Genomic DNA, 24,858 nt, shown 5'->3' with positions numbered 1-24,858 from the left:
TGCGCAGCCCTGTTCCTGACGGCACGTCAGTTCAGTAATCTGACTACACGTCAGTTATCGAGTTCCATCGAGGTTCATCGAGCAGGAGTGGGCGGCAACGATGCTTGGATCTACTCACGGCACCCTCACCACCGACTTCCGCGCACGTGTCGAGGCCTGCGGGGAGTCGCCCAGGACCGCCGTCCACTCGTCGGCGGCCCCGTCCGCCGACGACGCGGCCCCCCTGGACGTCAGCGGACGCCCGCTGCACGCGGACGTGCCCGACCTGGACCGGTTCTTCCGGCCCGAATCCGTGGCCGTCATCGGCGCCTCCGACGCGGAGGGCCGACCGAACACCGGCATCACCCGCCAGCTCATCGCCTGGGCGGAGCGCGTCGGCGCCCGGATCCACCCCGTGCACCCCACCCGCCCCACCGTCTTCGGGCTGACCTGCCACGCCTCCGTGGCCGACCTGCCCGAACAGGTGGACCTCGCCGTCCTCCTCGTCGCCGACCCGCTCCCCGTCATCGAGGAACTGGCCGAGACCAAGGTCAGGTTCGCGGTCGCCTTCGCCTCCGGCTTCGCCGAGACCGGTGACGCCGGCGCCGCCGCCCAGGAGCGGCTCGGTGCCGCCGTCCGGGACTCCGGGCTGCGCCTGCTGGGCCCCAACACCAACCTCAACGCCTTCGAGAAGTTCCGCGAGGACCTCGACGGCCCGGCGATCGCCCTGATCACCCAGTCCGGCCACCAGGGCCGACCCGTCTACACCCTCCAGGAGCTGGGCATCCGCCTCTCGCACTGGGCGCCCACCGGCAACGAGGCGGACCTGGAGACCTCCGACTTCATCTCCTACTTCGCCGAGCAGCCCGAGGTCGGGGCCATCGCCTGCTACGTGGAGGGCCTCAAGGACGGCCGGTCCTTCCTGCTCGCCGCCGACCGGGCCGCGCGCAACGGGGTCCCCGTCGTCGCCGTCAAGGTCGGCCGCACCGAGACCGGCGCGCGCATGGCCGCCTCTCACACCGGGAAGCTGACCGGCGCCGACACCGTCGTGGACGCCGCCATGCGGCAGTTCGGCGTCATCCGCGTCGACGGCCTCGACGAGCTCCAGGACACCGCGGCCCTGCTCGCCCGGGCGCGTAAGCCGAAGGCCGACGGGGTCGTCGTCTACTCCATCTCCGGCGGCACCGGGGCCCACTTCTCCGACCTGGCCACCGAGGCCGGCCTGACCCTGCCGACCCTCTCGCAGGCCAAGCAGGACGAACTCCACCAGTGGATACCCGGCTACCTGAACGTCGCCAACCCCGTCGACAACGGCGGCCACCCGGTCGGCGACTGGCGCGGCCGCAAGATCATCGACGCGATCCTGGCCGACCCGTCCGTGGGCGTCCTGATCTGCCCGATCACCGGCCCCTTCCCGCCCATGAGCGACAAGCTCGCCCAGGACCTGGTGGACGCCGCCGAGCAGAGCGACAAGTTGATCTGCGTGATCTGGGGCTCCCCCGTCGGCACCGAGGACGCCTACCGCACCACTCTCCTCGGCTCCTCCCGCGTGGCCACCTTCCGTACCTTCGGCAACTGCATCACCGCGGTCCGCGCCTACCTCGACCACCACCGCTTCACCGCCGGGTACCGCTCCCCCTTCGAGGACGCGCCGCGCACGCCCTCGCCCTCGTACCGCAAGGCGCAGGCCCTCATGCGGCCGTCGCAACAGCTCAGCGAGCACGCGGCGAAGCAGCTCCTGCGCGCCTACGGGATCCGGGTCCCCCGCGAGCAGCTGGTGACCAGCGCGGCGGCGGCGGTCCGCGCGGCCGGGCTGGTCGGCTACCCGGTGGTGATGAAGGCCTCGGGCCCGCAGCTGGGCCACAAGACGGAGCTCGGCCTCGTGAAGATCGGCCTCACCTCGGCGAGCCAGATCCGCGACGCGTACCGGGAGCTCACCGACATCGCGCGCTACGAGAACGTGCCGCTCGACGGGATCCTGGTCTGCCAGATGGTGGAGCGGGGCGTGGAGATGGTCGTCGGGGTGACCCAGGACGACCTCTTCGGCCCGACCGTCACCGTCGGGCTGGGCGGGGTCCTGGTGGAGGTCCTGCACGACGCGGCGGTCCGCGTGCCGCCCTTCGGCGAGGACCAGGCGCGGGCGATGCTGCGGGAGCTGCGCGGGCACGCGCTGCTGGAGGGGGTACGGGGGGCACCCCCGGCCGATGTGGACGCCCTGGTGGAGGTCGTGCTCCGCATCCAGCGGATGGCGCTGGAACTGGGCGACGAGCTGTCCGAGCTGGACATCAACCCGCTGATGGTGCTCCCGCGGGGCCAGGGCGCGGTGGCCCTGGACGCCCTGGCCATCTGCCGCTGACCCCGGTGGGCGCCGCCGCCGTTGCCGGGCTCCGCCCGGACCCGCGCCTCGCCATCGTTCGAGGCGCGGGGCTCGGGGGCGGCGCCCCCGCAACGGCGCCGCACGCGCCACACCCACCGCACCCGACCACCTCCGAACGGGAGCTCCCCTTGGCCACCGCCCCCGAGGACACCGTCCTCCACCGCATCGACAACGGCGTCGCCTGGATCACCCTCAACCGCCCCGAGGCGATGAACGCCGTCACCTGGGACCAGCGCGAACGCGTCATCGCGCTGCTCGGCGAGGCCTCCGCCGACCCCGCGGTCCGCGCGGTCGTCCTCACCGCCACCGGCAAGGGCTTCTGCGCGGGCGCCGACCTGCGAGGCGGGAGCGCCCCCGCCGGCGAGCGCGTCGCCGGGGACGTCGCCCGGATGATCCGGCTCGGCGCGCAGCGCCTGATCACCGCCGTGCTCGACTGCGAGAAGCCCGTCCTCGCCGCCGTCAACGGCACGGCCGCCGGTATCGGCGCGCACCTCGCCCTCGCCTGCGACCTCGTGATCGCCGCCGAACCGGCGCGTTTCATCGAGGTGTTCGTGCGCCGCGGCCTGGTCCCCGACGGCGGGGGCGCGTATCTGCTGCCCCGGCTGATCGGCCCGCAGAAGGCCAAGGAGCTGATGTTCTTCGGTGACGCCGTCCCGGCCGCCGAGGCCGAGCGCCTGGGCCTGGTCAACCGGGTGGTTCCGGCCGAGGAGCTGGAGGCGACGGCCCGGGAGTGGGCCGAGCGGCTCGCCCAGGGGCCCACCCGGGCGCTGGCCATGACCAAGCAGCTGGTCAACGCCTCCTTGGACGGCGACCGGGCGGCCGCGCTCGCCGCCGAGGCCACCGCTCAGGAGATCAACATGACCACCGCCGACGCGAACGAGGGTGTGGCGAGCTTCGTGGAGCGCCGCACGCCCAAGTACCTCGGCCGCTGACTGCTGACTGCTGACCGCCGGCTACATCTGCGGGTCGGGCTTGAGCAACGCGAACACCGCTCCGGCCGGGTCGGCGAGCCATGCCATCCGCCCGACCTCCGGGAGGTCGGTGGGCGGCATGATCACCGATCCGCCGTTCGCCCTGGCCGCCGCGACGGTCGCGTCGACGTCCGATGCCATGAAGTACGGCACCCAGCGCGCCCGCTCGTCCTCGCCCGCGCCCATCAAGGGGGCGACCCCGCCGAAGGAGGCGTCCTGCTGGTCGCCGTCGGCGGTGCTCAGTACCCGGTACATCATCCCGGGGGCGGGCATCTCGGCGCTGCGCCAGCCGAACAGGCCTGCGTAGAAGGCGATGACGGCGACGGGGTCCGGCACGTGGAGCTCGGTCCACAGCAGTGCGCCCTCGGCGGAGGTCAGCTGGAGTCCGGCGGTCTTCCCCGGCTGCCAGCAGGCGAACTGGGCGCCCTGCGGGTCGGTGAACTGGGCGAGCCAGCCCTCTCCCATGACGTCCATGGGCGCCATCCGGACCGTGCCGCCCGCGGCGGTGACGGCCTTCGCCGTCGCCTGGACGTCGGGGCTCATGAAGTGCTGCATCCAGGCGGACGTAGCCCCCTCCTCGGTGAGCGGCCCGAGCGCGGCGACGGTCTTGCCGTCCACCTGGAAGAACCCGTACCCGCCCGCCTCGGGTCCGGCGGAGACGAACTCCCAGCCGAGGACGGCGTTGTAGAACTCGGCGGCCGCCCCGGTGTCGGGGCTTCCGAGGTCGAGCCAGTTGGGTGATCCGGTGGTGAAGTCGGTGCCGAGCATGGGGTCCTCCCGGGGTACGGCGGCGGTACGAGGTCGCTGCCACGATGCCGAGCCTCCACCCGCGCCCTGGCGTACGGACCCACGGAGGCCGGGGGTTTCACCCGTGTGGGTGTACGGGAGGCGCGGCACGACGGTCGGGGGATGAAGGGGACCGGCGGGACCGGCAGGACCGGCAGGACCGGCGGGATCAGAGGGATCGGCGGGACCGGCGGGACCGGCAGGACCGGCGGGAGACCAGGACGTCCGGCGGGCCTCAGCGCCACATGGGGCGCATGGAACCGGCGCCCGGGTTGCCGACGGGGTGGAGCTCGGGGCGGACCCCGGACCGGTCCTCCTGCCACTGCGGCTCCCAGCCGGGGCAGCCGTCGACGGTCATGTCCACCCCGGCCCGCCGGTCCAGGACCGGGTCGGCCGGCCGTTCCCGCCAGGTGCCCGAGGCGGTGCAATGCGCCGCGGAGCCGTCGGGTCGGCCGACCGGGATGTCCTCGACGGTGAGTTCGCCGCCCTCCCGGAGCAGGACCGTCCCGCCGCCCACACCGCTCCAGGTGCCGGTGTAGGCCGGCTGCCGCAGCCCGCCCGGCAGCCCGTAGCCGTGGGTCGACGTCCCGTCGGTCAGCAACGGCACGCCGATCAGGGCGGTCAGCGCGAGCGCGCCGGAGACGGCGTACGCCACGGTCGCGACGAAGCCGCACGATCGGGTGGTGCGCAGCGCCAGGCCCGCCACCAGCAGGGGGAGTACGCCGACGCCCGCGATCCAGACCAGGGAGTCGAGGAACGAGAACCCCGAGAGGTGCAGGAGCAGGGCGCAGGCCGTCGACACGCCGAGGAGCCAGGCGGGTGCGGCGGCGACCTCGCCCGTCCTGCGGGCCAGGGCGAGGGCCGGGCGGGTGAAGACGAAGGAGTGCACGATGGCGATCACCAGCAGCAGCGCGGGGATCGCCACGGCTCCCGAGACGACGAGGATGAACAGGTCGTTCCCCCGGGTGGTGAGTTCGAAGCCGTCGTCGGGATCGGACCACACGACCATCAGGGCCAGTCCGATCAGCAGCTGCCCGGCGAAGACCCCTTCCGCGCCGGGCGCCGACGCCCACCAGCCGCGGTTCGCCGCCCGTGGCATCGGCTGTGTCACCTGCACCATTCTGCCCACCCACCCCATCTGAACGCGTTCAAGACTCTTGGGTCGGGACTCTACACACATCCTGAACATGTTCAAATAACGCGTCCACCCCCTCACCCCTTCCTATCTGACGAACCGTCAGCTTCAATCGTCGGTGTGATGGGACATGCAGGGATGGCGGCCACCGTCGTCCGATACCTCAGGTCAGTCGGCTCCCCCACCTCCGCCTCGGCGCAGCGGGAACCCGAGTCCGTCGACGCCCTGCCGCGTCCCGACCTGAGGGCCGTCGGCGAGGACGAGCGCGCGCCGGTGTCCCCCGCCGAGTTCCGGGCCGTCCTGGGGAACTTCGCCAGCGGGGTCACCGTCATCACCGCGCCGCCCGGCGAGGCCGAGGAGGGCCCGGCCGGCTTCGCCTGCCAGTCCTTCGCCTCGCTGTCCCTCGACCCGCCCCTGGTCACCTTCATGGTGGCCCGTACGTCGACGACCTGGCCGCGGATCGCCCGCGCCGGGGTGTTCTGCGTGAACATCCTCGGCGCCGAACAGGGTGAGCTGTGCCGGTCCTTCGCCGTCAGCGGCGCCGACAAGTTCGCCGGGGTGACCCACACCCCCGCCCCCGTCACAGGATCACCGCAGCTCGACGCCGTGCCCGCCTGGATCGACTGCCGGATCCAGGCCGTCCACACCGGTGGGGACCACCTCATCGTGGTGGGCCGCGTGGTGGCCATGGGTGCAGCCGGCGAGGGCGAACCGCTCCTCTTCCACAAGGGCCGCTTCGGACGCCTCGCCGACTGACGGCGCCCCCGGCGAGCAGGCCGAACGCTCGACTCGCCGCCCCCGCCAGGGCACTTCGAGATCCGGGTGTCGGATCCGCTGCGTAAGCTCCCCATGGGGGCGGACCACTCAGGCGTTCCGACCCCGTCGGACTTCTTCTGATACGCGGGGATTCGATTTGATACTCAACCTGATGCGCCGCACGCGCGGCGCCATCGCCGTCACGGTCGCCACGGGGGCCTTCCTGGTGGCCGCTTCGCCGACCTCGTCGGCGGCCCCGGTCGCCGCGCCTCCCGTCACCGCCGCCGGCGCGATCCTGATCGACGGCACCAGCGGGGCCACGCTCACCAGCAAGGACGCCGACACCCAGCGTCAGATGGCGAGCACCACGAAGATCATGACCGCTCAGGTCGTGATGCGTACGGCCAACCTGAACTACGACCAGAAGGTCACCATCAAGCAGGAGTACGCGGACTACGTCGTCCGCGAGGGCGCCAGCTCGGCCCACCTGAAGGTGGGTTCCACCCCGACGGTCCGCCAGCTGCTCTACGGCCTGATGCTCCCGTCGGGCTGCGACGCGGCCTACGCGCTCGCCGACACCTTCGGCAAGGGCGCGACCACCCAGGCCCGCACGGCGGACTTCATCGCGCAGATGAACGCCAAGGCGAAGGCGCTGGGCATGACCAAGACCGTCTACGACTCCTTCGACGGCATCTCGCCGACCGGCAACAACCTCACCACCGCCCGCGACATGGCGAAGCTCACCAAGTACGCCATGTCGGGCGTCGCCTTCCCGAAGATCGTGGCGGCGACGACCTACAGCACGGGCGGCACCTCGACCGACGCCACGTGGGGCAACAGCAACCTGCTGATCCGCGAGCGCCCCACCGGCTACGCGTACCCGGGTGCGACCGGTGTCAAGACCGGCACCGGCACCGCCGCGGGCAAGTGCCTCGTCTACTCGGCGACCCGTAACGGCAAGACCGTCATCGGTGTCCTGCTGAACGACGAGGAGCGCTACGCGGACGCGATGAAGCTCATGGACTGGGCGCTCGGTTCGACCGCGGGCTCCGGGGCGGCGCTGCAGCGCGGCAACACCGACCCGATCCCGGACGTCCTCGACTGATCGTGCGACCTGCTGATCGGCTGATCGGCTGATCAGCTGACCGATCGACCCGACCGAGGGTCGCGCGTTCGCGCGTTCGCCCGGTCGCCCGGTCCCCCGGTCCCCCGGTCCCCCGGTCCCCCGGTCGATGTTCACGGCTCCTCCGCCGACGGGTTCGATCCCGTCGGCGGGGGAGCCGAGCCGTTTGCGCGGGCAGGTCAGAAGGTGAGCACCCCGCGCGCCACCCGCCCGTGGTGGGCGTCGTCCACGGCCTTGGCGAAGTCCTCGACCGGGTAGACCTCCGTCACCAGCTCGTCCAGGAGCAGCCTGCCCTGCCGGTAGAGCTCGGCGTAGAGCGCGATGTCGCGCTGCGGGCGCGAGGACCCGTACCGGCAACCCATGATCGTCTTGTCCAGGTACATGGACGACACGAGGAACGAGGCCTCCTTCTTGAAGCCCGGCACGCCGAGCAGGACCGCCTGCCCGTGCCGGTCGAGGAGGTCGATCGCCTGGCGGATCAGCTTGACGTTGCCCACGCACTCGAAGGCGTGGTCGGCGCCGGTCGGCAGGATCTCGCGGACCGCCGCCGACGAGTCGGCCACCGCGGAAGCGTCGATGAAGTGGGTGGCGCCGAACTGCCGGGCCACCGCCTCCTTCGCCGGGTTCGCGTCCACCGCCACGATCGTCGTGGCGCCCGCGATCCGGGCCCCTTGCAGGACGTTCAGCCCGATGCCGCCGGTGCCGATGACGAGCACGCTCTCACCGCGGTCCACACGCGCCCGGTTCAGCACCGCGCCCACGCCCGTGAGGACCCCGCAGCCGATCAGCGCCGCCGAGGTCAGCGGGATGTCGGCCGGGATCTTCACGGCCTGCACGGCCTTGACGATCGTGCGCTCGGCGAAGGCGGAGTTGGAGGCGAACTGGAACAGCGGCTTCCCGCCCCGGGAGAAGGGCTGTCCCGGCATCCCGATCGCCTTGCGGCACATCGTCGGCCGGCCCCGGTCGCAGTCCGCGCACGCCCCGCAGTTCGCGAGCGTGGACAGAGCCACGTGATCGCCGGGCACCACGTGGGTGACGCCCGGGCCCACCGCTTCCACGATCCCGGCGCCCTCGTGCCCGAGCACCACCGGCGGCGGGAAGGGGATCGTCCCGTCGATCACCGACAGGTCGCTGTGGCACAGCCCGGCCGCCCCGATCGCGACCAGCACCTCCCCCGGCCCAGGGTCCCGGATCTCCAGGTCGTCGACCACCTGGGCCTGCTTGCCGTCGAACACGACGCCTCTCACCTGGGCTCCTTAGGCAGGCCGAGCACGCGCTCGGCGATGATGTTCCGCTGGATCTCGTCCGAGCCGCCGTAGATGGTGTCGGCACGGGTGAACAGGAACAGGCGCTGCTCCTCGTCGAGTCCGTACTCGTACGGGACCCCGGGCGCCCAGAGCGCCGGCCCGGCCGTGGCCGCCGCGCCGCGGACCTCCACCGCCAGCTCCCCGAGTCGCCGGTGCCAGCCGCCCCACAGCAGCTTGGCCACACTGGGCGCGCCCACGTCCACCGCATCGCGCGGGCCACCCGCGCCACCCGCGCCGCGCGGGCCGCCGGAGCCGCCCGCACCGCTCGGGCCGTCCGCGGCGCCGAGGGTGCGCAGCGCGTTCCACCGCATCGTGCGCAGCTCGGCCCACTGGCGGACGAGGCGCTCCCGCAGGGCGGGGTCCCCGGCGCCCGAGGCGGCCCGCGCCGCGTACGACGCCAGTACGCGCTCCAGTTCCGCCGCGAACCCGATCTGCTGGACCAGGGTCGAGACCCCCCGCTCCAGGGCGAGCAGGCTCATGGCCACGGTCCAGCCGTCGCCCTCGGCGCCGACGACCTCCGCCGCGACCGCCCCGTCGAAGAACACCTCGTTGAACTCGCTCGTGCCCGACATCTGCCGGATCGGCCGCACCTCGACGCGGCCGGGCTGGTCCATGCGTACGAGCAGGAAGGACAGCCCGCGGTGGCGGCGCGAGCCGGGCTCGGTACGGGCCAGGACGAAGCACCAGTCGGCGTCGTGGGCGAGCGAGGTCCAGATCTTCTGGCCGGTCACCCGGTACAGCCCGTCGGCCGGGTCCCGTACCGCGGCCGTCCGGATCCCCGCGAGGTCGGACCCGGCGTCCGGCTCGCTGTAGCCCTGACACCACAGTTCCTCGCCGCTCGCGATGCCGGGCAGGAAGCGGCCCTGCTGCTCGGGCGACCCGTGGGCGATGAGAGTCGGGGCGAGGAGGTTCTCGCCGATGTGGCCGACCCGACCGGGCGCGCGCAGGGCCGCGTACTCCTCGGCCCACACCACCTGGCCGGTCAGGGACAGCCGCCGGTTGCCCCACCCGTCGGCCTCCCAGCCCTGCCCGATCCAGCCGCCCCGGCCGAGCTCGCGCTCCCACGCGCGCCGCACCTCGGCCCCTTCGTGCTCGCTGCCCGGCCCGCCGAGACCGACGGCCTGCGCGTACGGGCCCACGAGGTGCTCCGACAGCCACGCCCGGGCGTGCCCGCGCAGCTCCTCGTCCTCGGCCCCGAAGCTGAAGTCCACGCCGCTCCCCCTGATCCTGTCCGGTCGGTCCTGAGCGTTGGGGCGGTCCTACGCGTTGGGGCGGTCCTTGGCGGCCGCCGCCTTGGCCATGGCCTCCAGTTGCGCGAGCATCGGCATCGGGTCGATGCCGACCGTGCCGGGGAGGAAGTCGGCGATCTTCTCCGGCGTCCAGGAACCCTCGGCGTATCCGGCGCGCAGCTCGCGCGGCTGCGCCCAGACGGCGATCTTCGGGCCGGCGATCGTGTAGACCTGCCCGGTGATGTCCTCGGCCTTGGCCCGGTCGCTGAGCAGGTAGGTGACCAGCGCCGCCACGTCCTCGGGCTCGCCGATCTCCTTGAGTTCCATGGGGACGTTCGCGGACATCCGGGTCCGGGCGACGGGTGCGACGGCGTTGGCCGTCACCCCGTACTTGGCCAGGCCCAGCGCGGCGGAGCGGACGAGGGAGATGATCCCGCCCTTGGCGGCGCTGTAGTTGGCCTGGGCGACGGAGCCCTGGTGGTTGCCGCTGGTGAAGCCGATCAGAGTGCCCGAGCCCTGCCTGCGCATGACGGCGGAGGCGGCGCGGAAGACGGTGAAGGTGCCCTTGAGGTGGGTGGCGATGACCGGGTCCCACTCCTCCTCGGCCATGTTGAACAGCATCCGTTCGCGCAGGTTGCCGGCCACGCACACGACGCCGTCGATGCGGCCGTAGCGCGCGAGCGCGGTGTCGACGAGGCGTTGGCCGCCCGCCATGGTGGAGATGTCGTCGGCGACGGCGACGGCCTCCCCGCCGAGGGCGACGATCTCCTTCACCACCGCCTCGGCGATCTCGCTGGTGGGCTCCGCGCCCTCGATCCCGACCCCGTAGTCGTTGACGACGACCTTGGCGCCCTCGGCGGCCGCGGCGAGTGCCACGGCCCGCCCGATGCCCCGGCCGGCGCCGGTGACGGCGACGACCTTGCCTGCCAAGAAGTTCCCCACGTCCGGCCCCTTCCCATGATTTCTGACGGACCGTTAGATTCTATGGGTAGTCAGATGCACCTGCACAAGCCCCCGTTGTCGTCGTAACCGCCACATCCACGCAAGGAGCTGTCGACGCCCATGACCCTGCCCGCCGAGTTCCACGACATCGCCAAGCGCGTCAACAACTGGGGACGCTGGGGCGCCGCCGACGAGATCGGTACCCTGAACCTGATCACCGACGAGGTGGTCCGCGACGCCGCGGCCGAGATCCGCACCGGCCGCCGGATCCCGCTCGCGCTCCCGCTCAAGGAGGACGGGGTCCAGGTCGGCATGATCCCCGGCCGGATCAACCCGCTGCACACGATGGTGCAGATCAACCAGGAGCTGTTCGGGCCCGGCACCGTGGCGTGCAGCGACGACGCGGTGAGCATGGGACTGCAGGCGGGCACCCACTGGGACGCCCTCACCCACGTCTCGCACTCGGGGAAGATCTACAACGGCCGCCCGGCCGGCACCATCACGGCGCACGGTCGCGCCGAGTTCAGCGGCATCGACAAGGCCGGCCACATCGTCTCGCGCGGGGTGCTCCTCGACGTCGCCCGCGCCAAGGGGCTGGACCGACTGCCGGGCGACCACGCGGTGACCCCCGGGGACCTCACGGAGGCCGAGGAGTTCGGCGGGGTGAGCGTCCGCCCCGGCGACATCGTCCTGGTCCGCACCGGCCAGATCCAGACCTACCTGGCGGGCGACAAGCACGGCTACGGCTTCCCCTCGCCCGGGCTGTCCGTGCGCACGCCCGAGTGGTTCCACGCGCGGGACGTGGCGGCCGTCGCGAACGACACCCTGACCTTCGAGATCTTCCCGCCGGAGATCGAGAACCTGTGGCTCCCGGTCCATGCCCTCCACCTGGTCGAGATGGGCATGCACCAAGGTCAGAACTGGAATCTCGAAAAGTTGTCCACAGCCTGTGCAGAAGAGAACCGGTACGCGTTCCTCCTCTCCGCGATGCCGGAACCCTTCGTGGGCGGCACCGGTACCCCCGTGGCCCCGGTGGCCGTCCTCTGACCCCGACGGACAGGCGGCGCCGGACCGCGGGACCCCGGCCACCCCCGAGCCGTGCGCGGTGGAACCATGAGGTGGACATGTCGCGTCCCCGTACGCGCGTCACGCCCCGTCCCCACCACCTTCCCCGCAGGAGAAGAAGCTCGCATGGCCAACCCGTACCAGGTAACGCCGCCACCGCCACCGCCTGCCCCCAGGCGCCGCTCGGGCAGCAACGTCGTCGCCGTCATCGTCCTCGCCGTGGTCATCATCGGCGGCTACTTCCTCATGCAGTCCCTCCGTAAGGACGACGACGGGAAGCCGACGGCGTCCCCCTCCGCCTCCCCGTCCACCAAGCCCACCGCCAAGGACCCGGGATCTCCCGAGTCCTCCTCCGACACCTCCAGTTCATGGAAGGTCGGCGACTGCGGCGGCCCCGACCCGTCCAAGGCCCCCGACGGATACAAGCGGGCGGGCTGCTCCGACTCCGGGGCCACCTTCAAGGCCATCGACATCAAGGAGGCCAGCATCCTCCCGAACGCGGTCCAGTGCCCGCCCGGCACGGACCTGATGATCGACGTGAGCATCTCCTACGGCGGCAAGGGCAGCGGCATCCCCACCAACACCGTCTGCGGCCGCAACCTGTCCGGCGACCACCCGGGCGACGCCGGCGCCGGCGGCGGCCAGCTGGTCAAGGGCGACTGCGTGACCTCGCAGGCCAAGGAGGTCGCCTGCGGCGGCTCGGGCGCCCAGAAGGTCCTCGGCCTCGTCAAGACGAAGTCCGAGTGCCCCTCCGGCACCACCGACCCGATCTCGCTCACCATCGCGATCGGCCGCCCGTACGACGTGATCTGCACCGACGGCTAGACGGCCGGACGGCCCGGAGCAGGGCGGCGGTGGCGTACGTCGCGACGCCACCGCCCGTGGGTCGCCCCCGCGCGCGGCTCAGTCCCTACGGGGAGCCGCCGACAGCTCGGTCGACGGCCCGTGCGGCGCGCGGGCGCGCAGCCGGCGCGAGGCCAGGACGAGTTCCTCGGGTACGAGCATCTGCTCCAGGACGAACCGGCCGAGCCAGGAGCCGAGCGCTGCCGAAAATTCCGTGTCCCGGCATCCGTGGAGGCGCAGACTCACCCCATGGCGGACATGCGGGCATTCCGGGAAGCGGTCGACGACTGGGCGAGCGGCGGTGCCGGCGAGACCGCGCGCGAGCTGGCCGCCCACCTCGGCGTCCGGACGGCGGTGCTGCTGGAAGGGCCCAGCGACCACGCGGCCGTCGAGGCGCTCGCCGAGCGGCGCGGCCGCGACCTCGCCGCCGAGGGCGTGTGCGTCCTGCCGATGGGCGGGGCGATGAGCGTGGCCCGCTACACCGGGCTCCTCGGCCCGCCCGGCCTCGCCCTGCGCCTGACGGGCCTGAGCGACGAACGCGAACGGCCCTTCTACGACCGCGCCCTGGATCGGGCCGGCGCGCCCCGGCAGGGCTTCTTCGTCTGCGTGGCGGACCTGGAGGACGAACTCATCCGCGCCCTGGGCACGCCACGGATCGAGGACGTCCTGCGGGCCGAGGGCGACTTCCGCTCCTGGCAGACCTTCGTACGCCAGCCCGCCCAGCGCGATCGGCCCCGGGAGCAGCAGCTGCGGCGGTTCCTCGGCACGACGAAGGGCCGCAAGATCCGCTACGGCCGCCTGCTCGTCGAGGCCCTCGACCCCGACCAGGTACCGGCCCCGCTCGACGACCTCCTCGCGAGCCTGTGATCCGCCGGCCCGTGAACCCCGGTCCGGCCTCCTCCCTGAGGGAGGAGGCCGTGCAGGTGCTGCGGGTGGCGGCGGCGCGCATGCACGCCCCGAGCGCGGCACGGCAGCCGCCACCCCACGACCCGCACTCGTCAAGGCCTGCCTTGGCGTCCCCTCGCGTCGAATCGCTCCACACCAGGGTGATCAAGATGTGACGAACCGTCAACACCTCGTTAGAGGTACACGCGCGGTTCCCGGGGCGGGGTATGAAATTCCGACGGGCCGTCCGAGCCCCGCTCGGACGCGCAGTCCGAGGTCGATTTCTGCGCGCGGTCGATCTCGCACCAGATCCGCTTGCCCGCACCCTCGCGCTGCCAGCCCCAGCGGTCCGCCAGCCCGTCGACCAGCTCCAGGCCGCGCCCGCCCGTGTCCTCCCCGCACGCCTGCCGGCGGTTCGGCGCCCGATCGCTCGCGTCGGCCACCTCGACCCGCACCCCCGGCCCCCCGAACAGCATCCGCAGCACGGCCGGACAGCCCGTGTGCACGACCGCGTTCGTGACCAGCTCGGAGATCAGCAGGATCAGCGTCTCGGCGAGCGGCTCGTCGTCCCCTATGCCCGACCCCGCCAACCGGGAACGCGCCCACCGGCGGGCCCGACCGACCTCGGCGGGATCCGCTCCGACCTCCAGCTGAACCTGAAGCACCTGCACCGCTCACACCATCCGAACCGGCGGACACTTCGCCTCGCGACAGGACGGGATCACCGACTGTGACCCCCTTCCGTAGCAGCATGGTTGACGTACAGTCACCACAACAAGCGCTTCGGGCATATTCGCGCGCGAAGGACTGGGCGTGGTGCATACTGTGCGACGCTCGCGCCGCTCAACCGCTCGCATTCGTGGGAGCGTACCGGAGCAGGCCCCCGCTTCCGGGCCGCAAGGGGTTGGGCGAAGGACACAAACCGATATCAACTCTCTGTAATCGGACATGCGTCCCGCGTCGTCCTTCCCGTGCCTCCAGATCACCGTGAGCTACGCCCACCGGGGCCCCCGGCCGGCCCCCTGCCTTGATCACATACCCCGCCGGGCCGCGCCTATCCCGCCTCCTGTCCCGCCGGGCCACGCCTGTCCCCCCTGTCCCGCCTACCCCGCCGAGCCCAGCAGTTCCCGCGCCAGCACCTCCTCCGCCTGCGCCGCCGTCCGCCACTGCTCGGCCCGGACCCAGGCCCGCTTCAGGTGCAGGTGCACGTCCGCCTCCCAGGTGAAGCCCATCCCGCCGTGCACCTGAAGGCAGTCCCGGGCGCCCCGCACCGCCGCCTCGTCCGCGAGGAGCTTGGCCGCGGCCACCTCGCCCGCGTCCCCCGTCACCGCCGCCGCGTAGACCGCCGTACGGGCCACCTCCGCCCGCACCAACATCCGCGCGCACAGGTGCTTGACCGCCTGGAACGCCCCGATCGGCCGGCCGAACTGCTCGCGCTCGCCCGCGTACCGCACCGCCAGCTCCACCGTCCGCAGCGCGCTCCCGACCTGCAGCGCGGCCGTCAGCAGCGCCCCCGCCTCCCGGTACGCCGAGGAGTCCCCCGCCACCGCCACCCGGTGCAGCGGAGTCAGCGGGTCCACCGAGCGCACCGGCTCGCCGGCCGGTACCGCGGACGCCCCCAGCACCGCGTCCGCGTCCCCCAGGTGGGCCACCAGCGGCCCGCCCAGGTCGAAGGCGCTCACCACCGCCGTCCCCGCCGCCGCCCCCGGGACCACCCCGGCGGCCAGGTGCGTGGCCACCAGCGGCCCCGGCACCAGCGCCCGCCCGGCCTCCTCGAAGACCAGCACCGCCTCCGGCAGCCCCAGGCCCACACCGCCCTCGGATTCCGGCAGGCGCAGCGCGAAGAAACCCGCCTCGCCGAGCTCCCGCCACAGCGCACGGTCCACGCTCACGCCCGAGTCCACCGACGCCCTGAGCGCCTCGCGTCCGTACCGGCCCGCCAGCAGGTCCCGTACGCCCGCCCGCAGGTCCTTCTGGTCCTCGGTCGGCTGGAAGTCCATGCCCCTCACCGGCCCTTCGGGAGGCCGAGGATCCGCTCGGCGACGATGTTGCGCTGGATCTGCGAGGTGCCCGCCGCGATCGTGTACGAGAGGGACGAGAGCCGGTCCAGCGTCCACTCCTCCGCCAGGGACAGGGATTGCGCGCCGAGGACCTCGGCCGCCGTGTCGTACAGCTCCTGGCGGGCGTGCGAGTAGGCGAGCTTGAAGACCGAGCCACCGATGCCGGGGACCCCGCCCGCCGATCGCTCGGCCTCGCTCACGTTCCACTGGGTGAGCCGCCACAGCGCGCCGAACTCCCCGTACAGCCGTCCCAGCCTGCGCCGCAGCACCGGATCGTCCCACCGGCCGTTGCCCTTCGCCGTCCGGGCCAGTTCCCCCAGGGTCCGGCGGCAGGCGACGACCTCGCCGACGAAGGCGGTACCGCGCTCGAACGACAGCGTGACCATCGTGACGCGCCAGCCGTCGTTCTCCGCGCCGACCCGGTTCCCCACCGGGACCCGTACCTCGTCGAGGAACATCTCCGCGAACTCCGTCGACCCGGCGAGCGTGCGCAGCGGTCGTACCGTCACCCCCGGCGCGTCCATCGGCATGGCCAGCCAGGAGATCCCCCGGTGCTTGGGCGCGGCGGGATCGGTGCGCACCAGCAGCTCGCACCAGTCGGCGACCTCCGCGTGCGAGGTCCAGATCTTCGACCCGGTGATCACGTAGTCGTCACCGTCGCGCACGGCTCGCGTCCGCAGGGAGGCCAGGTCGGAGCCGGCCTCCGGCTCGCTGAACCCCTGGCACCACACCTCGTCGCCGCGCAGGACGGGCGGCAGCCAGCGCGCCCGCTGCTGCGCCGTGCCCTCGGCGGCGATCGTCGGGCCGGCGTGCAGCAGCCCGACAAAGTTCGCGCCGACGTACGGGGCTCCGGCGCGCTCGGTCTCCTCCAGGAAGATCAGGTGCTGGGTCGGGGTGGCCCCGCGGCCGCCCGCGTCCACGGGCCAGTGCAGGCCCGCGTACCCGGCCTCGTACAGCCTGCGCTGCCAGCCGGCGTCGTAGGCGCGCCGGCCCGGCCAGTCGTCGGGGGACGGCCTGGCGGGCAGCTCGGGAAGCACCTTGGCGAGCCATTCGCGCAGCCGGGCCCGGAAGTCCTGCTCCTCCTCGGTGTAGGTCAGGTCCATCAGCGGCGGCTCCTGTCCAGGTCGAGGCCGAGCATGCGGATGGCGTTGCCGCGCATGAGCTTGTAGATCGTCTCGTCGTCGAGGCCCTTCACGTGGTCGAGGGCGACCTCCTTGGTGTGCGGGAAGGTCGAGTCCACGTGCGGGTAGTCGGTCTCGAAGGTGGCGTTGTCGCGTCCGACGACGTCGAGGGAGGCGATCCCGTGCTTGTCGCGGAAGAAGCAGCAGAACATCTGCCGGTAGTAGTACGTGGACGGCGGCTCGGGGATCAGGTCGCGGACCCCGCCCCAGGCGCGGTGCTCCTCCCAGACGTCGTCGGCGCGTTCCAAGGCGTAGGGGATCCAGCCCATCTGGCCCTCGCTGTAGGCGAGCTTGAGCGTCGGGAACTTGACGAGGACGCCGCTGAAGAGGAAGTCCATCATCGAGGCCATCGCGTTGTTGAAGCTCAGCGAGGCCTGGACGGCGGGGGGTGCGTCGGGGGAGGCGGCAGGCATCTGGGAACTGGACCCGATGTGCATGTTGACCACCGTGCCGGTCTCCTGGCAGGCGGCGAAGAAGGGGTCCCAGTAGCCGGTGTGGATGGAGGGGAGCCCGAGGTGGGTGGGGATCTCGGAGAAGGTGACGGCCTTCACCCCGCGGGCCGCGTTGCGTCGGATCTCCGCCACCGCCAGGTCGATGTCCCACAGCGGGATGATGCACAGCGGGATCAGCCGGCCGCCGCTGTCGCCGCACCACTCCTCGACCATCCAGTCGTTGTAGGCGCGCACGCAGGCGAGGGCGACCTCCTTGTCGTGGGCCTCGGCGAAGGTCTGCCCGCAGAAGCGCGGGAAGGTCGGGAAGCACAGCGAGGCCTCGACGTGGTTGAGGTCCATGTCGGCGAGGCGCGCCTTGGGATCCCAGCAGCCGCGGCGCATCTCCTCGCGGGTGATGCCCTCCAGGGTCATGTCGTCGCGGTCGAAGCCGACGGCGGCGATGTTGCGCTTGTACGGGAACTTCAGGTCCTCGTAGATCCACCAGTCGGTCGGCGGGCCGTCGGGATCCATGGTGATGACGTACTTGCCGCCGGTGTAGGCGAGCTCCCCGATGCCGGCGGTGAGTGCCTTGGGTCCACGATCGCGGTATTTGGCGGGCAGCCAGACGTCGAACAGGTGCGCGGGTTCGATCACGTGGTCGTCGACGCTGATGATCCGAGGCAGTCCCAGTTCCATGGCAGTCTCCCCAATGCATCGATCTGATGGATCGTCAGAAACAAGCTAGCCCCGCCACCCCTGGACCGACAAGCGTCGGCGCTCTACGCTCTGCGCCAGATCTGACTATCCGTCAGTTGAAGTTTCGGCCAAGGGGAGATCCGGGATGACGGACACCACGACCGCGACCGAGCTGGGCCGGTCCCGCACCCTGTGGGAACTGATCTCCCGCCGGGCCGCACTGACCCCGGACACCACCGCCCTCGTCGAGGCCACGGAAGCCCTCGCACACGACCCGGCGGACGCCCCGGCACACGCCCCGGCGGACGCCCCCGCACCCGACCTCGCACACGACCTTGCGCACGACCTTGCACACGACCGCCGGCTCACCTTCGGCGAACTGCGCGACCGTGCCGAACGCGTCGCCGCTGGCCTGCACGACATGGGCGTACGCCCCGGCACCGTCGTCGCCTGGCAGCTCCCCACCCGCATCGAGACCGTGCTGCTCTCCGCCGCCCTCGCCCGCGTCGGCGCCGTCCAGACCCCCGTCATCCCCTTCTACCGGGACCGCGAGGTCGGCTTCGCGCTCCGCGAGTCCAAGGCCGAGTACTTCGCCGTCCCCGGCACCTGGCGCGGCGTCGACCACACCGCCATGGCCGCCCGCCTCGGTGCGCGCGGCACCTTCGAGGCCTACGCGACCCTCCCCGACGGCGACCCCGCGGTCCTGCCCCCGCCTCCCACGGACGGCACCTCCGTCCGCTGGATCTACTGGACCTCCGGCACCACCTCCGACCCCAAGGGCGTCCTGCACACCGACCGCTCCCTGATCGCGGGCGGCTCCTGCCTCGCCCACGCCCTGCGCCTGGGCCCGTCCGACGTCGGCTCCATCGCCTTCCCGTACGCGCACATAGGCGGCCCGGACTACCTGGTGATGCTGCTCCTCTACGGCTTCCCCGCCGTCCTCTTCGAGAAGTTCGCGATGCCCGACGCACTCGACGGGTACCGCCGCCACGGGGTCACCGTGGCCGGCGGATCGACGGCCTTCTACTCCATGTTCCTCACCGAGCAGCGCAAGACCCCGGACATCCCGCTGATCCCCACCCTGCGCCTCCTGGCGGGCGGCGGCGCCCCCAAGCCTCCGGAGATCTACCACGCCGTCGTACGGGAGCTGGGCTGCCAACTGACCCACGGCTACGGCATGACCGAGGTCCCGATGATCACCATGGGCGCCCCGGACGACACAGCCGAGAACCTCGCCACCACCGAGGGCCGGCCCCCGGCAGGCATGTCCATCCGCATCACCGCACCGGACGGCACCGAACTCCCCCCGAACACCGACGGCGAGGTCCGGCTCCGGGGCGAGGCCGTCTGCCAGGGCTACCTGAACGGCGACGAGTCGACGGAGGTCTTCGACCCCGACGGCTACCTGGTCACGGGCGACCTCGGCCACCTGACCGAGGACGGCTACCTGGTGCTCACCGGCCGCAGCAAGGACGTCATCATCCGCAAGGGCGAGAACATCTCGGCGAAGGAGATCGAGGACCTCCTCCACCAGCTCCCGGGCATCACGGACGTGGCCGTCATCGGCCTCCCTGACCCGACCCGCGGCGAACGCGTCTGCGCGGTCGTCGAACAACCCGAGGGGGCAGCCCCCCTCACCCTCCCCCAGCTGACGACCTACCTCCGCACCCAAGGCCTGGCCACCCACAAACTGCCGGAACAACTGGAACTCCTGGACGCCCTCCCCCGCAACGAGGCCTTGCGCAAGGTCCTGAAGTACAAGCTGCGCGAGCGCTACGCGTGACCTGCGGGGCGGGGAGCCGAGTCGGGGGGTGCAGGATCCACTGGACCGGCATCAGGGAGGGTATGGGGGTTTCCCGTCAGTCCCATCGTCCCTCCGGGGCGGGACGGTCCCTCAAGGGCGCTCCTTCGTCGCGTCGCTTCGCGATGTCGCTGCGCTCCACCCTTGACCGACCGTCCCGCCCCGGAGAAACGAAAGACTGCCGAGAAGCCCCCAAAAGAACGAGCCGGTCGAAGGTACGAAGGACGGGGCGATCACAGAAGCCCGGACCGGGTCGGGCGTGGGCGACGATCCCGAGACGGGTTCATAAAGACCCATCCCGGTGACGCCGGGGCGCACCAGATCGCCACACGCTCAGCACGTCTCAGCGCCCGACGCCCGCCCTGGGCTGGACATAGGCCGCCGGCGACCTCTACGCGCTTCTCGATCACACGTCTGCGAGCGCCCCGGAGACTCTCCCCCTACGGGTGATGGCACGGGCGAGGGGATCGAAAGTACTTTCAACGCTATGAGTGCCGAGAACACCGCCGCCAGGCCGGAAGAAGGACCACAGCTGCCGCCGCCTAGCGTTGTCTCCGCCGCTACCCAGGCCATGGCTGCGGCCCTGGCCACAGGTGAGCGCGGCAGCACGGAACTGGCCTTCGACTTGCTGCGAAGCGTATTTCCCTGGGTCCGCTTTCTTCCAGAGGCGGATGTCCATGCCTTCGCTGCCGAACTGATCGACACCATGCGCGCCACAGATGCGACCGGCCACTACGCATCCGTCGTACAGATGCTCATCGCATGGCAGCACACGGCGCAGGTCCATTCCGACCCCGTTCTCCTAGCCGCACTGACCAAGGACCACGAAACGGACTACGGGCCGACACCCGACCCACTCCACAAGCGGTAGGGCTGAGGCGCCCCACGTCCGCAGGGAACGTGGACAGCAAACTCGCTCGAGAGGGTCAGCGAACGACGGGGCCGTGACCGGAACGCCAGTCGGTGAGGCGTTTGCGGATGCTGGGCACCATCTGCAGATCGTTCGTGGCCTCGGGCGTGAACCACGCCACCTCGTGCGACTCGTCGGACGTCTGGAGGCTTCCCCCCGTAGGACGGGCGAGAAAGCAGATCGAGAATTCCTGCCGCACCTCTCCGTCGTCATAGGCGAAGACATGTCCCGGGTTCGTATACGTGCCGACGATCCCCACGACCTCAACCGCGATACCGGTCTCCTCAAGGGTCTCCCGGACCGCGCAGTCGCCGATGCTCTCGCCCAGCTCCATCTTGCCACCAGGCAGAGCCCACTTGCCGTTGTCCGTGCGTCGCTGCAGCAACACCCGGCCGTCGTCATCGACAACGATCGCCGAAGCCGCCGGTACCAGGCTGTTTGCCGCGGGGGCGTCGGGGTCGTCCTCGTAGTCACGTCGGGGCATGCTGCTCCGCCTCCCGGATGTCGCGCCCCCGGCTCCACAGCTCTTCGACGTGAGCGGCGAATCGATCGAACATCCCGTCCGCCTGCTTGCGCCGCAAGTGCATCATCGGCGAATCGTGGCCGACCCTACGAGCCAGGATCGGGGTAACGATCATCTCGTCGTCGAACCTGAACACGGAGAGATTGACATGCCCGGTCTCGAACCGACCCTCGATACCACTGACGTCGCGCAGCTTCTCCAGCTCGTTCAGCGTGACAGCGATACGAGTGGACAGCGTCAGCGGCACACCTTCCTCAGCCTCTCGCGCCGCAGTGACCGGACTGTCCGGATCGCCGATCAGGAACCGCACGCGGCAGCCTCCCCCAGCCTTGCGCCGCAGCGCACTGGCCAGGTTCGCCTGCTCCAGCCAAAGGAAATAGTTGGTGTATCCGGCAAACACCAACTCGCTCTGCGTCTTTGTCACGAGGGACTTCCACAAGCTCGCCGGCGCGGCCGAGCGATAGGGGAAGACCTGGACTATCTCTCGGTCCGGCCCGGTGGTGACTGCCGACCGTACGGCGCTTGGCCACAAAGCTGCCTCCTCCTCCCCTAACGCCTCACAGGCCGCCCAACGATGGCGAGCATGAGGCACGCGGTTCGGCTCGGTGATCCATCGACCGACCGTCTTCACATCTACCTCGCATGCTTCTGCGAGGTGCGCTTCAGTCATCTTGGCATTTGCCATCGCCTGGCGCAGCGCGTGATTCATGGTTCGCCTCCACGACCCGTCAGGAACGGAACGAACCGTACTGCCGATACGTCCCGAACGTCCCGTGAATGCAGTAGCAACGCCCGGACGAGGGCAGGAGCATCGACGCATGTCACACGCAGCACGGAGGAGTGATCCATATGCGGCAGCACCTTGAGTGCCTCAGCGTCGACACGGTCGAAACTGCTACGGCCATAGCGACCGTTCCGGGGCAGCCGAGTGCGGACCTCCTCGACCGCGCCTTGGTCGGCTGGGAGCGCTTCCTCGGCACCCTTGAGGGAACCACCGATGAGTGAGCACTACTCCTACGTGCCGCACGGACTCCTGCGTCGCCGGGTACGCGATCTCGCTTCCGGCGTCGAGGGGGAACTGATGGCCGTGATCAACGAGAACGTCTCGGACTCGACCACCGAGCACTGGACGGAGCTGGCCTACATCCGGGTCGCGTCCGGCCGTGAAATCACCACGTCGGTCTCCAACATCCAACCCGCCGGCCAAGAGCTCTCCGACCCGCTTCGTGATCAGCCCCCAACGGTCGTCGGGCGCAGTCGTCGAGAATGGCCCACGGAGCGTGGGCGGCTTATGCCCGGCCCAGGGCGGGCGTCGGGCGCTGAGACGTGCTGAGCGTGTAGCGATCTGGTGCGCCCCGGCGCCACCGGCATGGGTCTCTTACGGGCCCGTCTCGGGATCGTCGCCTGCGCCCGACCCGGTCCGGGGTTCTGTGATGTCCCCGTCCTTCGTACCTTCGAGCGGCTCGTTCTTTTGGGGGCTTCTCGGCAGTCTTTCGTTTCTCCGGGGCGGGACGGTCGGTCAAGGGTGGAGCGCAGCGACATCGCGTAGCGACGCGACCGAAGGGAGCGCCCTTGAGGGACCGGCTCGACACGGAGGGACGATGGGACTGACGGGAAACCCCCATACCCCTCCCTGATGCCGGTCCAGTGGATCCCGCACCCCGAAGCCACCCCCGCGCCTCCCGACCCCGGGCGACCGGCACCCTGGCGGGGGTAGGGGGGCGCGGGGCTGATGGCCCCGTCCGGGCATGGCCCCGTACCGCGCCCCCTACAGCCTGCTCAGGGACGCCGCCGCGAACAGGACGTCGCGGATCGCCTCGCGGTCGCCGTGTTGGCCCACCGCCGCCTCCTCCGGGGAGATGTGCCCGGCGGCCAGTTGGCAGAACTCGATGCCGTCCAAGGCGATCTCCGCCACCGTGCGTTCCGGTGACGGTTTCGCTCCCGGCGAGTCCAGCGCGATGTCCCAGCCTCCGCCGCCCGCGCCCTCGATCTCCAGGTGCAGGGTCCGCCCGGGCGCACCCGCCGCGACCAGGCCCCGCGCCGGGGCGGCCAGGCCCGCGCGCCTACGCTGCGCCAGCGCGCTCGGCAGGAGTCGCGCCGCCAGGTCGATCATCCCGTGCAGGTGCGGCCCGGACGGCGGCTCGTACGGGTAGTCCACCGCCTCCGCAATGTCCCACGCGTGCACCCAGCACTCGAAGGCCCGTTCCAGGAACGCGTCGCCGAGCGGCAGGGCGAAGCCGCCGTAGTCCACGGCCAGCTCGGCGACTCCCCGGCCGGCGAAGGAGACCGTACGGACCAGCGTGTGGCCCTGCTCCCGCCATGGGTCGCGGACCTGCCGCGTGATCGGGTTCACCGACGCGCCCCAGAAGTGCTCCGTCCGCACCGTCGGACCGCCCTTCGGCGCGTCCGGTCCCAGCGGGTCGTCGAGCCCGAGCGCCGAGGCGATCAGCCCGTCGACCGTCAGCAGATGGCCGATCACGCCAGCCACCGTGGTCCGCTGCGACCGGCGGCGTTCCTCCTCGAACCACTTGAGCCGTACCGGGGTGTGCCATTCCGAGTCCCCGAAGTCCTGCAGCAGCGCGTCGAGCCGCGCGGTCTCGGTGTCGTACGGACTCGCCCACACCGGCACCGGGATGCGGGCCGGCCGCTTGCCCAGGCAGTCCTCCAGGACGCGCGAGCGCAGCAGCGGTTTCAGGTCGAGGTTCTCCTCCGGGTGCAACAGCCCCACCGCGTCGCGCAGGCGCAGGGCCTCCTCCGCGCAGGGCGCGCACTCGGTGAGGTGGTCCTCGACCGCCTGGGTCTCCTCGGCCGAGCAGGCCGCCAGTGCCCACGCCCCGAGCAGGGACTTCAGCACGGCGTGGGAGGGCGGAGGCGGCGCGACCGGCGGCAGCTCGGCCGGCGTCGATGGCAGCGGGGGCAGCGGGGGCAGCGGCATCGGAGCCTGCGGCATCGCGGGCAGCGGCGGCATCGACCGCGGCGCGTGCCCCGGGTCGAGGTCGTCGGCGGCCCCGCGCGGACCGGGTATCCGCGCCTGCCCGCCGAGACGCTCGTATCCGTCATCGGGCGACTGGGGAGGGCCGTTCATCGAGGTGTTCCATATCCGGACCGGGCGGTTTCCTCCTGCGGGAGGGCATTGGCGGTCGACAGCAACTGCAGTCCGAGTCGCAGCCTGCGCCGCGCCTCGTCCTCGCTGATCTGCAGGTCGGCGGCGGCCTGCCGGTAGTCGCGCCGCTTGAAGTACGCGAGTTCCAGCGCGGCCCGCAGGGGCGCGGGCATCGAGGTGACGATGTAGTCGGCGCGGGCGGCCGCGTTGGCGGTGCGCACCTTCTGCTCCAGCTCCTCGCGGGACCCCCGGCCCAGCTCGGCCTGGCGCAGCCGGGCCACCGCCTGGCCCTGGGTGATCCGGGCGACCCAGGAGCGCATGGAGCCCTGCTTGGGGTCGTAGGCGTCCGGGTTCTCCCAGATGTACCCGAAGACCTCTCGGGTGATCCGGTCCGCCGCCTTCTCGTCGCCCAGCACCCGGTGCGCCAGGCTGTGCACGAGCGAGGCGAAGCGGTCGTACAGCTCCCCGAGCGCGGCGGCCTCGCCACGGGCCAGTCGCTGTTGCATGCGACGGTCCCAGCGCGGTGGTGCGTCCTTCGGCATGAATGCCCCCAGCCGTGTGTCGACGCATCGAATGTAGTGGGCACATGGCGTATCGCGCCTGTTTTGGAAGAACCTCACCCCGGAAGTGCGCCCTGCGTGATAGGTGCGTGGCAGGGCGTGAACGGTGGTACGGGTGACGGCACATGGGGACAGGTGTACGCGCCCCACCGCGCTCCCCGTGCGCGGGTTCGATGCGGCCGCCTCCTTGACGAC

Annotated in this window: 25 protein-coding genes; 11 read left to right on the top strand and 14 right to left on the bottom strand. The window is 71.5% G+C overall.

The features are described from left to right. Positions 1–100 precede the first annotated feature (100 nt). Together BCL76_RS15940 and BCL76_RS15935 are read left to right on the top strand one after the other, a co-directional pair. On the top strand, positions 101–2,335 hold the full coding sequence (locus tag BCL76_RS15940; protein WP_109780141.1) for an acetate--CoA ligase family protein: 2,235 nt from the start codon (positions 101–103) through the stop codon (positions 2,333–2,335). Positions 2,336–2,484: 149 nt separating this feature from the next. Continuing rightward, on the top strand, positions 2,485–3,288 hold the full coding sequence (locus BCL76_RS15935) for an enoyl-CoA hydratase/isomerase family protein (RefSeq protein ID WP_109780140.1): 804 nt from the start codon (positions 2,485–2,487) through the stop codon (positions 3,286–3,288). Positions 3,289–3,309: 21 nt separating this feature from the next. On the opposite strand, the gene BCL76_RS15930 is transcribed toward BCL76_RS15935, so the two are convergent. Beyond that, complete coding sequence (locus BCL76_RS15930) at positions 3,310–4,095, bottom strand: VOC family protein (RefSeq protein WP_109780139.1); 786 nt, start codon at positions 4,093–4,095, stop codon at positions 3,310–3,312. Between the two features lie 253 nt (positions 4,096–4,348). After that, positions 4,349–5,224: a hypothetical protein gene (locus tag BCL76_RS15925; RefSeq protein ID WP_146228382.1), complete on the bottom strand. Its 876-nt coding sequence runs from the start codon at positions 5,222–5,224 to the stop codon at positions 4,349–4,351. A 162-nt stretch (positions 5,225–5,386) separates the two neighbouring features. Between BCL76_RS15925 and BCL76_RS15920 the strand changes: the two genes are divergently transcribed. After that, positions 5,387–6,004 (top strand): flavin reductase family protein, encoded by a 618-nt coding sequence (locus tag BCL76_RS15920; RefSeq protein WP_030761383.1) that lies wholly within the window; start codon positions 5,387–5,389, stop codon positions 6,002–6,004. 172 nt (positions 6,005–6,176) lie between these two features. Beyond that, a complete protein-coding gene (locus BCL76_RS15915) occupies positions 6,177–7,109 on the top strand; it encodes a D-alanyl-D-alanine carboxypeptidase family protein (RefSeq protein ID WP_109780320.1) in 933 nt (310 codons plus the stop codon). 197 nt (positions 7,110–7,306) lie between these two features. Here the strand turns inward: BCL76_RS15915 and BCL76_RS15910 are convergent, their stop codons facing one another. From BCL76_RS15910 to BCL76_RS15900, 3 genes are read right to left on the bottom strand one after another with little or no spacing between them, the layout of a single operon-like run. Further along, complete coding sequence (locus BCL76_RS15910; protein ID WP_109780137.1) at positions 7,307–8,374, bottom strand: Zn-dependent alcohol dehydrogenase; 1,068 nt, start codon at positions 8,372–8,374, stop codon at positions 7,307–7,309. Then, complete coding sequence (locus BCL76_RS15905; protein ID WP_109780136.1) at positions 8,371–9,645, bottom strand: acyl-CoA dehydrogenase family protein; 1,275 nt, start codon at positions 9,643–9,645, stop codon at positions 8,371–8,373. The genes BCL76_RS15910 and BCL76_RS15905 overlap by 4 nt, the downstream gene beginning before the upstream one ends. Before the next feature lie 48 nt (positions 9,646–9,693). Beyond that, positions 9,694–10,605: an SDR family NAD(P)-dependent oxidoreductase gene (locus BCL76_RS15900; RefSeq protein WP_109780135.1), complete on the bottom strand. Its 912-nt coding sequence runs from the start codon at positions 10,603–10,605 to the stop codon at positions 9,694–9,696. A gap of 120 nt (positions 10,606–10,725) precedes the next feature. Here BCL76_RS15900 and BCL76_RS15895 point away from each other — a divergent pair, with 120 nt between their 5' ends. After that, positions 10,726–11,652, top strand: coding sequence for a cyclase family protein (locus tag BCL76_RS15895; RefSeq protein ID WP_109780134.1), 927 nt, complete (start codon positions 10,726–10,728; stop codon positions 11,650–11,652). Positions 11,653–11,796: 144 nt separating this feature from the next. Beyond that, positions 11,797–12,495: a hypothetical protein gene (locus tag BCL76_RS15890; RefSeq protein ID WP_109780133.1), complete on the top strand. Its 699-nt coding sequence runs from the start codon at positions 11,797–11,799 to the stop codon at positions 12,493–12,495. 78 nt (positions 12,496–12,573) lie between these two features. Here the strand turns inward: BCL76_RS15890 and BCL76_RS15885 are convergent, their stop codons facing one another. After that, a complete protein-coding gene (locus tag BCL76_RS15885) occupies positions 12,574–12,759 on the bottom strand; it encodes a hypothetical protein (RefSeq protein ID WP_109780132.1) in 186 nt (61 codons plus the stop codon). A 3-nt stretch (positions 12,760–12,762) separates the two neighbouring features. On the opposite strand from BCL76_RS15885, the gene BCL76_RS15880 reads away from it, so the two are divergent. Continuing rightward, entirely contained in the window at positions 12,763–13,380 is a 618-nt protein-coding gene (locus tag BCL76_RS15880; protein WP_109780131.1) for a TOPRIM nucleotidyl transferase/hydrolase domain-containing protein, read from the top strand. A gap of 212 nt (positions 13,381–13,592) precedes the next feature. Here the strand turns inward: BCL76_RS15880 and BCL76_RS15875 are convergent, their stop codons facing one another. The 4 genes from BCL76_RS15875 to BCL76_RS15860 form a co-directional block, all read right to left on the bottom strand. After that, a complete protein-coding gene (locus BCL76_RS15875) occupies positions 13,593–14,069 on the bottom strand; it encodes an ATP-binding protein (protein WP_258309719.1) in 477 nt (158 codons plus the stop codon). 432 nt (positions 14,070–14,501) lie between these two features. Then, positions 14,502–15,398 (bottom strand): acyl-CoA dehydrogenase family protein, encoded by an 897-nt coding sequence (locus BCL76_RS15870; protein WP_109780130.1) that lies wholly within the window; start codon positions 15,396–15,398, stop codon positions 14,502–14,504. Between the two features lie 5 nt (positions 15,399–15,403). Continuing rightward, positions 15,404–16,561, bottom strand: coding sequence for an acyl-CoA dehydrogenase (locus BCL76_RS15865; RefSeq protein ID WP_109780129.1), 1,158 nt, complete (start codon positions 16,559–16,561; stop codon positions 15,404–15,406). After that, positions 16,561–17,766 carry an amidohydrolase family protein gene (locus BCL76_RS15860; RefSeq protein ID WP_109780128.1) on the bottom strand — a complete coding sequence of 402 codons (1,206 nt, stop codon included), beginning with the start codon at positions 17,764–17,766 and terminating at the stop codon, positions 16,561–16,563. The genes BCL76_RS15865 and BCL76_RS15860 overlap by 1 nt, the downstream gene beginning before the upstream one ends. 145 nt (positions 17,767–17,911) lie before the next feature. Between BCL76_RS15860 and BCL76_RS15855 the strand changes: the two genes are divergently transcribed. Both BCL76_RS15855 and BCL76_RS15850 read left to right on the top strand, forming a co-directional pair. Further along, positions 17,912–19,549, top strand: coding sequence for a class I adenylate-forming enzyme family protein (locus BCL76_RS15855; protein WP_258309718.1), 1,638 nt, complete (start codon positions 17,912–17,914; stop codon positions 19,547–19,549). A gap of 505 nt (positions 19,550–20,054) precedes the next feature. Then, a complete protein-coding gene (locus tag BCL76_RS15850; RefSeq protein ID WP_109780127.1) occupies positions 20,055–20,438 on the top strand; it encodes a hypothetical protein in 384 nt (127 codons plus the stop codon). 55 nt (positions 20,439–20,493) lie between these two features. On the opposite strand, the gene BCL76_RS15845 is transcribed toward BCL76_RS15850, so the two are convergent. Both BCL76_RS15845 and BCL76_RS15840 read right to left on the bottom strand, forming a co-directional pair. Then, positions 20,494–20,961: an NUDIX hydrolase gene (locus tag BCL76_RS15845; RefSeq protein ID WP_109780126.1), complete on the bottom strand. Its 468-nt coding sequence runs from the start codon at positions 20,959–20,961 to the stop codon at positions 20,494–20,496. Then, positions 20,948–21,709: a transcriptional regulator gene (locus BCL76_RS15840; protein WP_109780125.1), complete on the bottom strand. Its 762-nt coding sequence runs from the start codon at positions 21,707–21,709 to the stop codon at positions 20,948–20,950. The genes BCL76_RS15845 and BCL76_RS15840 overlap by 14 nt, the downstream gene beginning before the upstream one ends. Positions 21,710–21,849: 140 nt before the next feature. On the opposite strand from BCL76_RS15840, the gene BCL76_RS38975 reads away from it, so the two are divergent. Next, positions 21,850–22,005 carry a hypothetical protein gene (locus BCL76_RS38975; protein WP_181382571.1) on the top strand — a complete coding sequence of 52 codons (156 nt, stop codon included), beginning with the start codon at positions 21,850–21,852 and terminating at the stop codon, positions 22,003–22,005. Then, positions 21,998–22,333 (top strand): hypothetical protein, encoded by a 336-nt coding sequence (locus BCL76_RS40500; protein ID WP_375137922.1) that lies wholly within the window; start codon positions 21,998–22,000, stop codon positions 22,331–22,333. Before BCL76_RS38975 ends, BCL76_RS40500 begins: the two co-directional genes overlap by 8 nt. Before the next feature lie 435 nt (positions 22,334–22,768). Here the strand turns inward: BCL76_RS40500 and BCL76_RS15825 are convergent, their stop codons facing one another. Together BCL76_RS15825 and BCL76_RS15820 are read right to left on the bottom strand one after the other, a co-directional pair. After that, positions 22,769–24,085 (bottom strand): zf-HC2 domain-containing protein, encoded by a 1,317-nt coding sequence (locus BCL76_RS15825; protein WP_109780124.1) that lies wholly within the window; start codon positions 24,083–24,085, stop codon positions 22,769–22,771. Next, positions 24,082–24,645, bottom strand: a complete 564-nt coding sequence (locus tag BCL76_RS15820) for a sigma-70 family RNA polymerase sigma factor (RefSeq protein WP_030012852.1) — start codon at positions 24,643–24,645, stop codon at positions 24,082–24,084. Before BCL76_RS15820 ends, BCL76_RS15825 begins: the two co-directional genes overlap by 4 nt. Positions 24,646–24,858: the final 213 nt, after the last annotated feature.

Origin of the sequence: Streptomyces sp. CG 926 (genome assembly GCF_003148825.1) — a bacterium.
Classification (GTDB): Bacteria; Actinomycetota; Actinomycetes; order Streptomycetales; family Streptomycetaceae; genus Streptomyces.
Note: the sequence above shows the minus strand (reverse complement) of the source record. Positions and strands in the feature narration are given on the sequence as shown.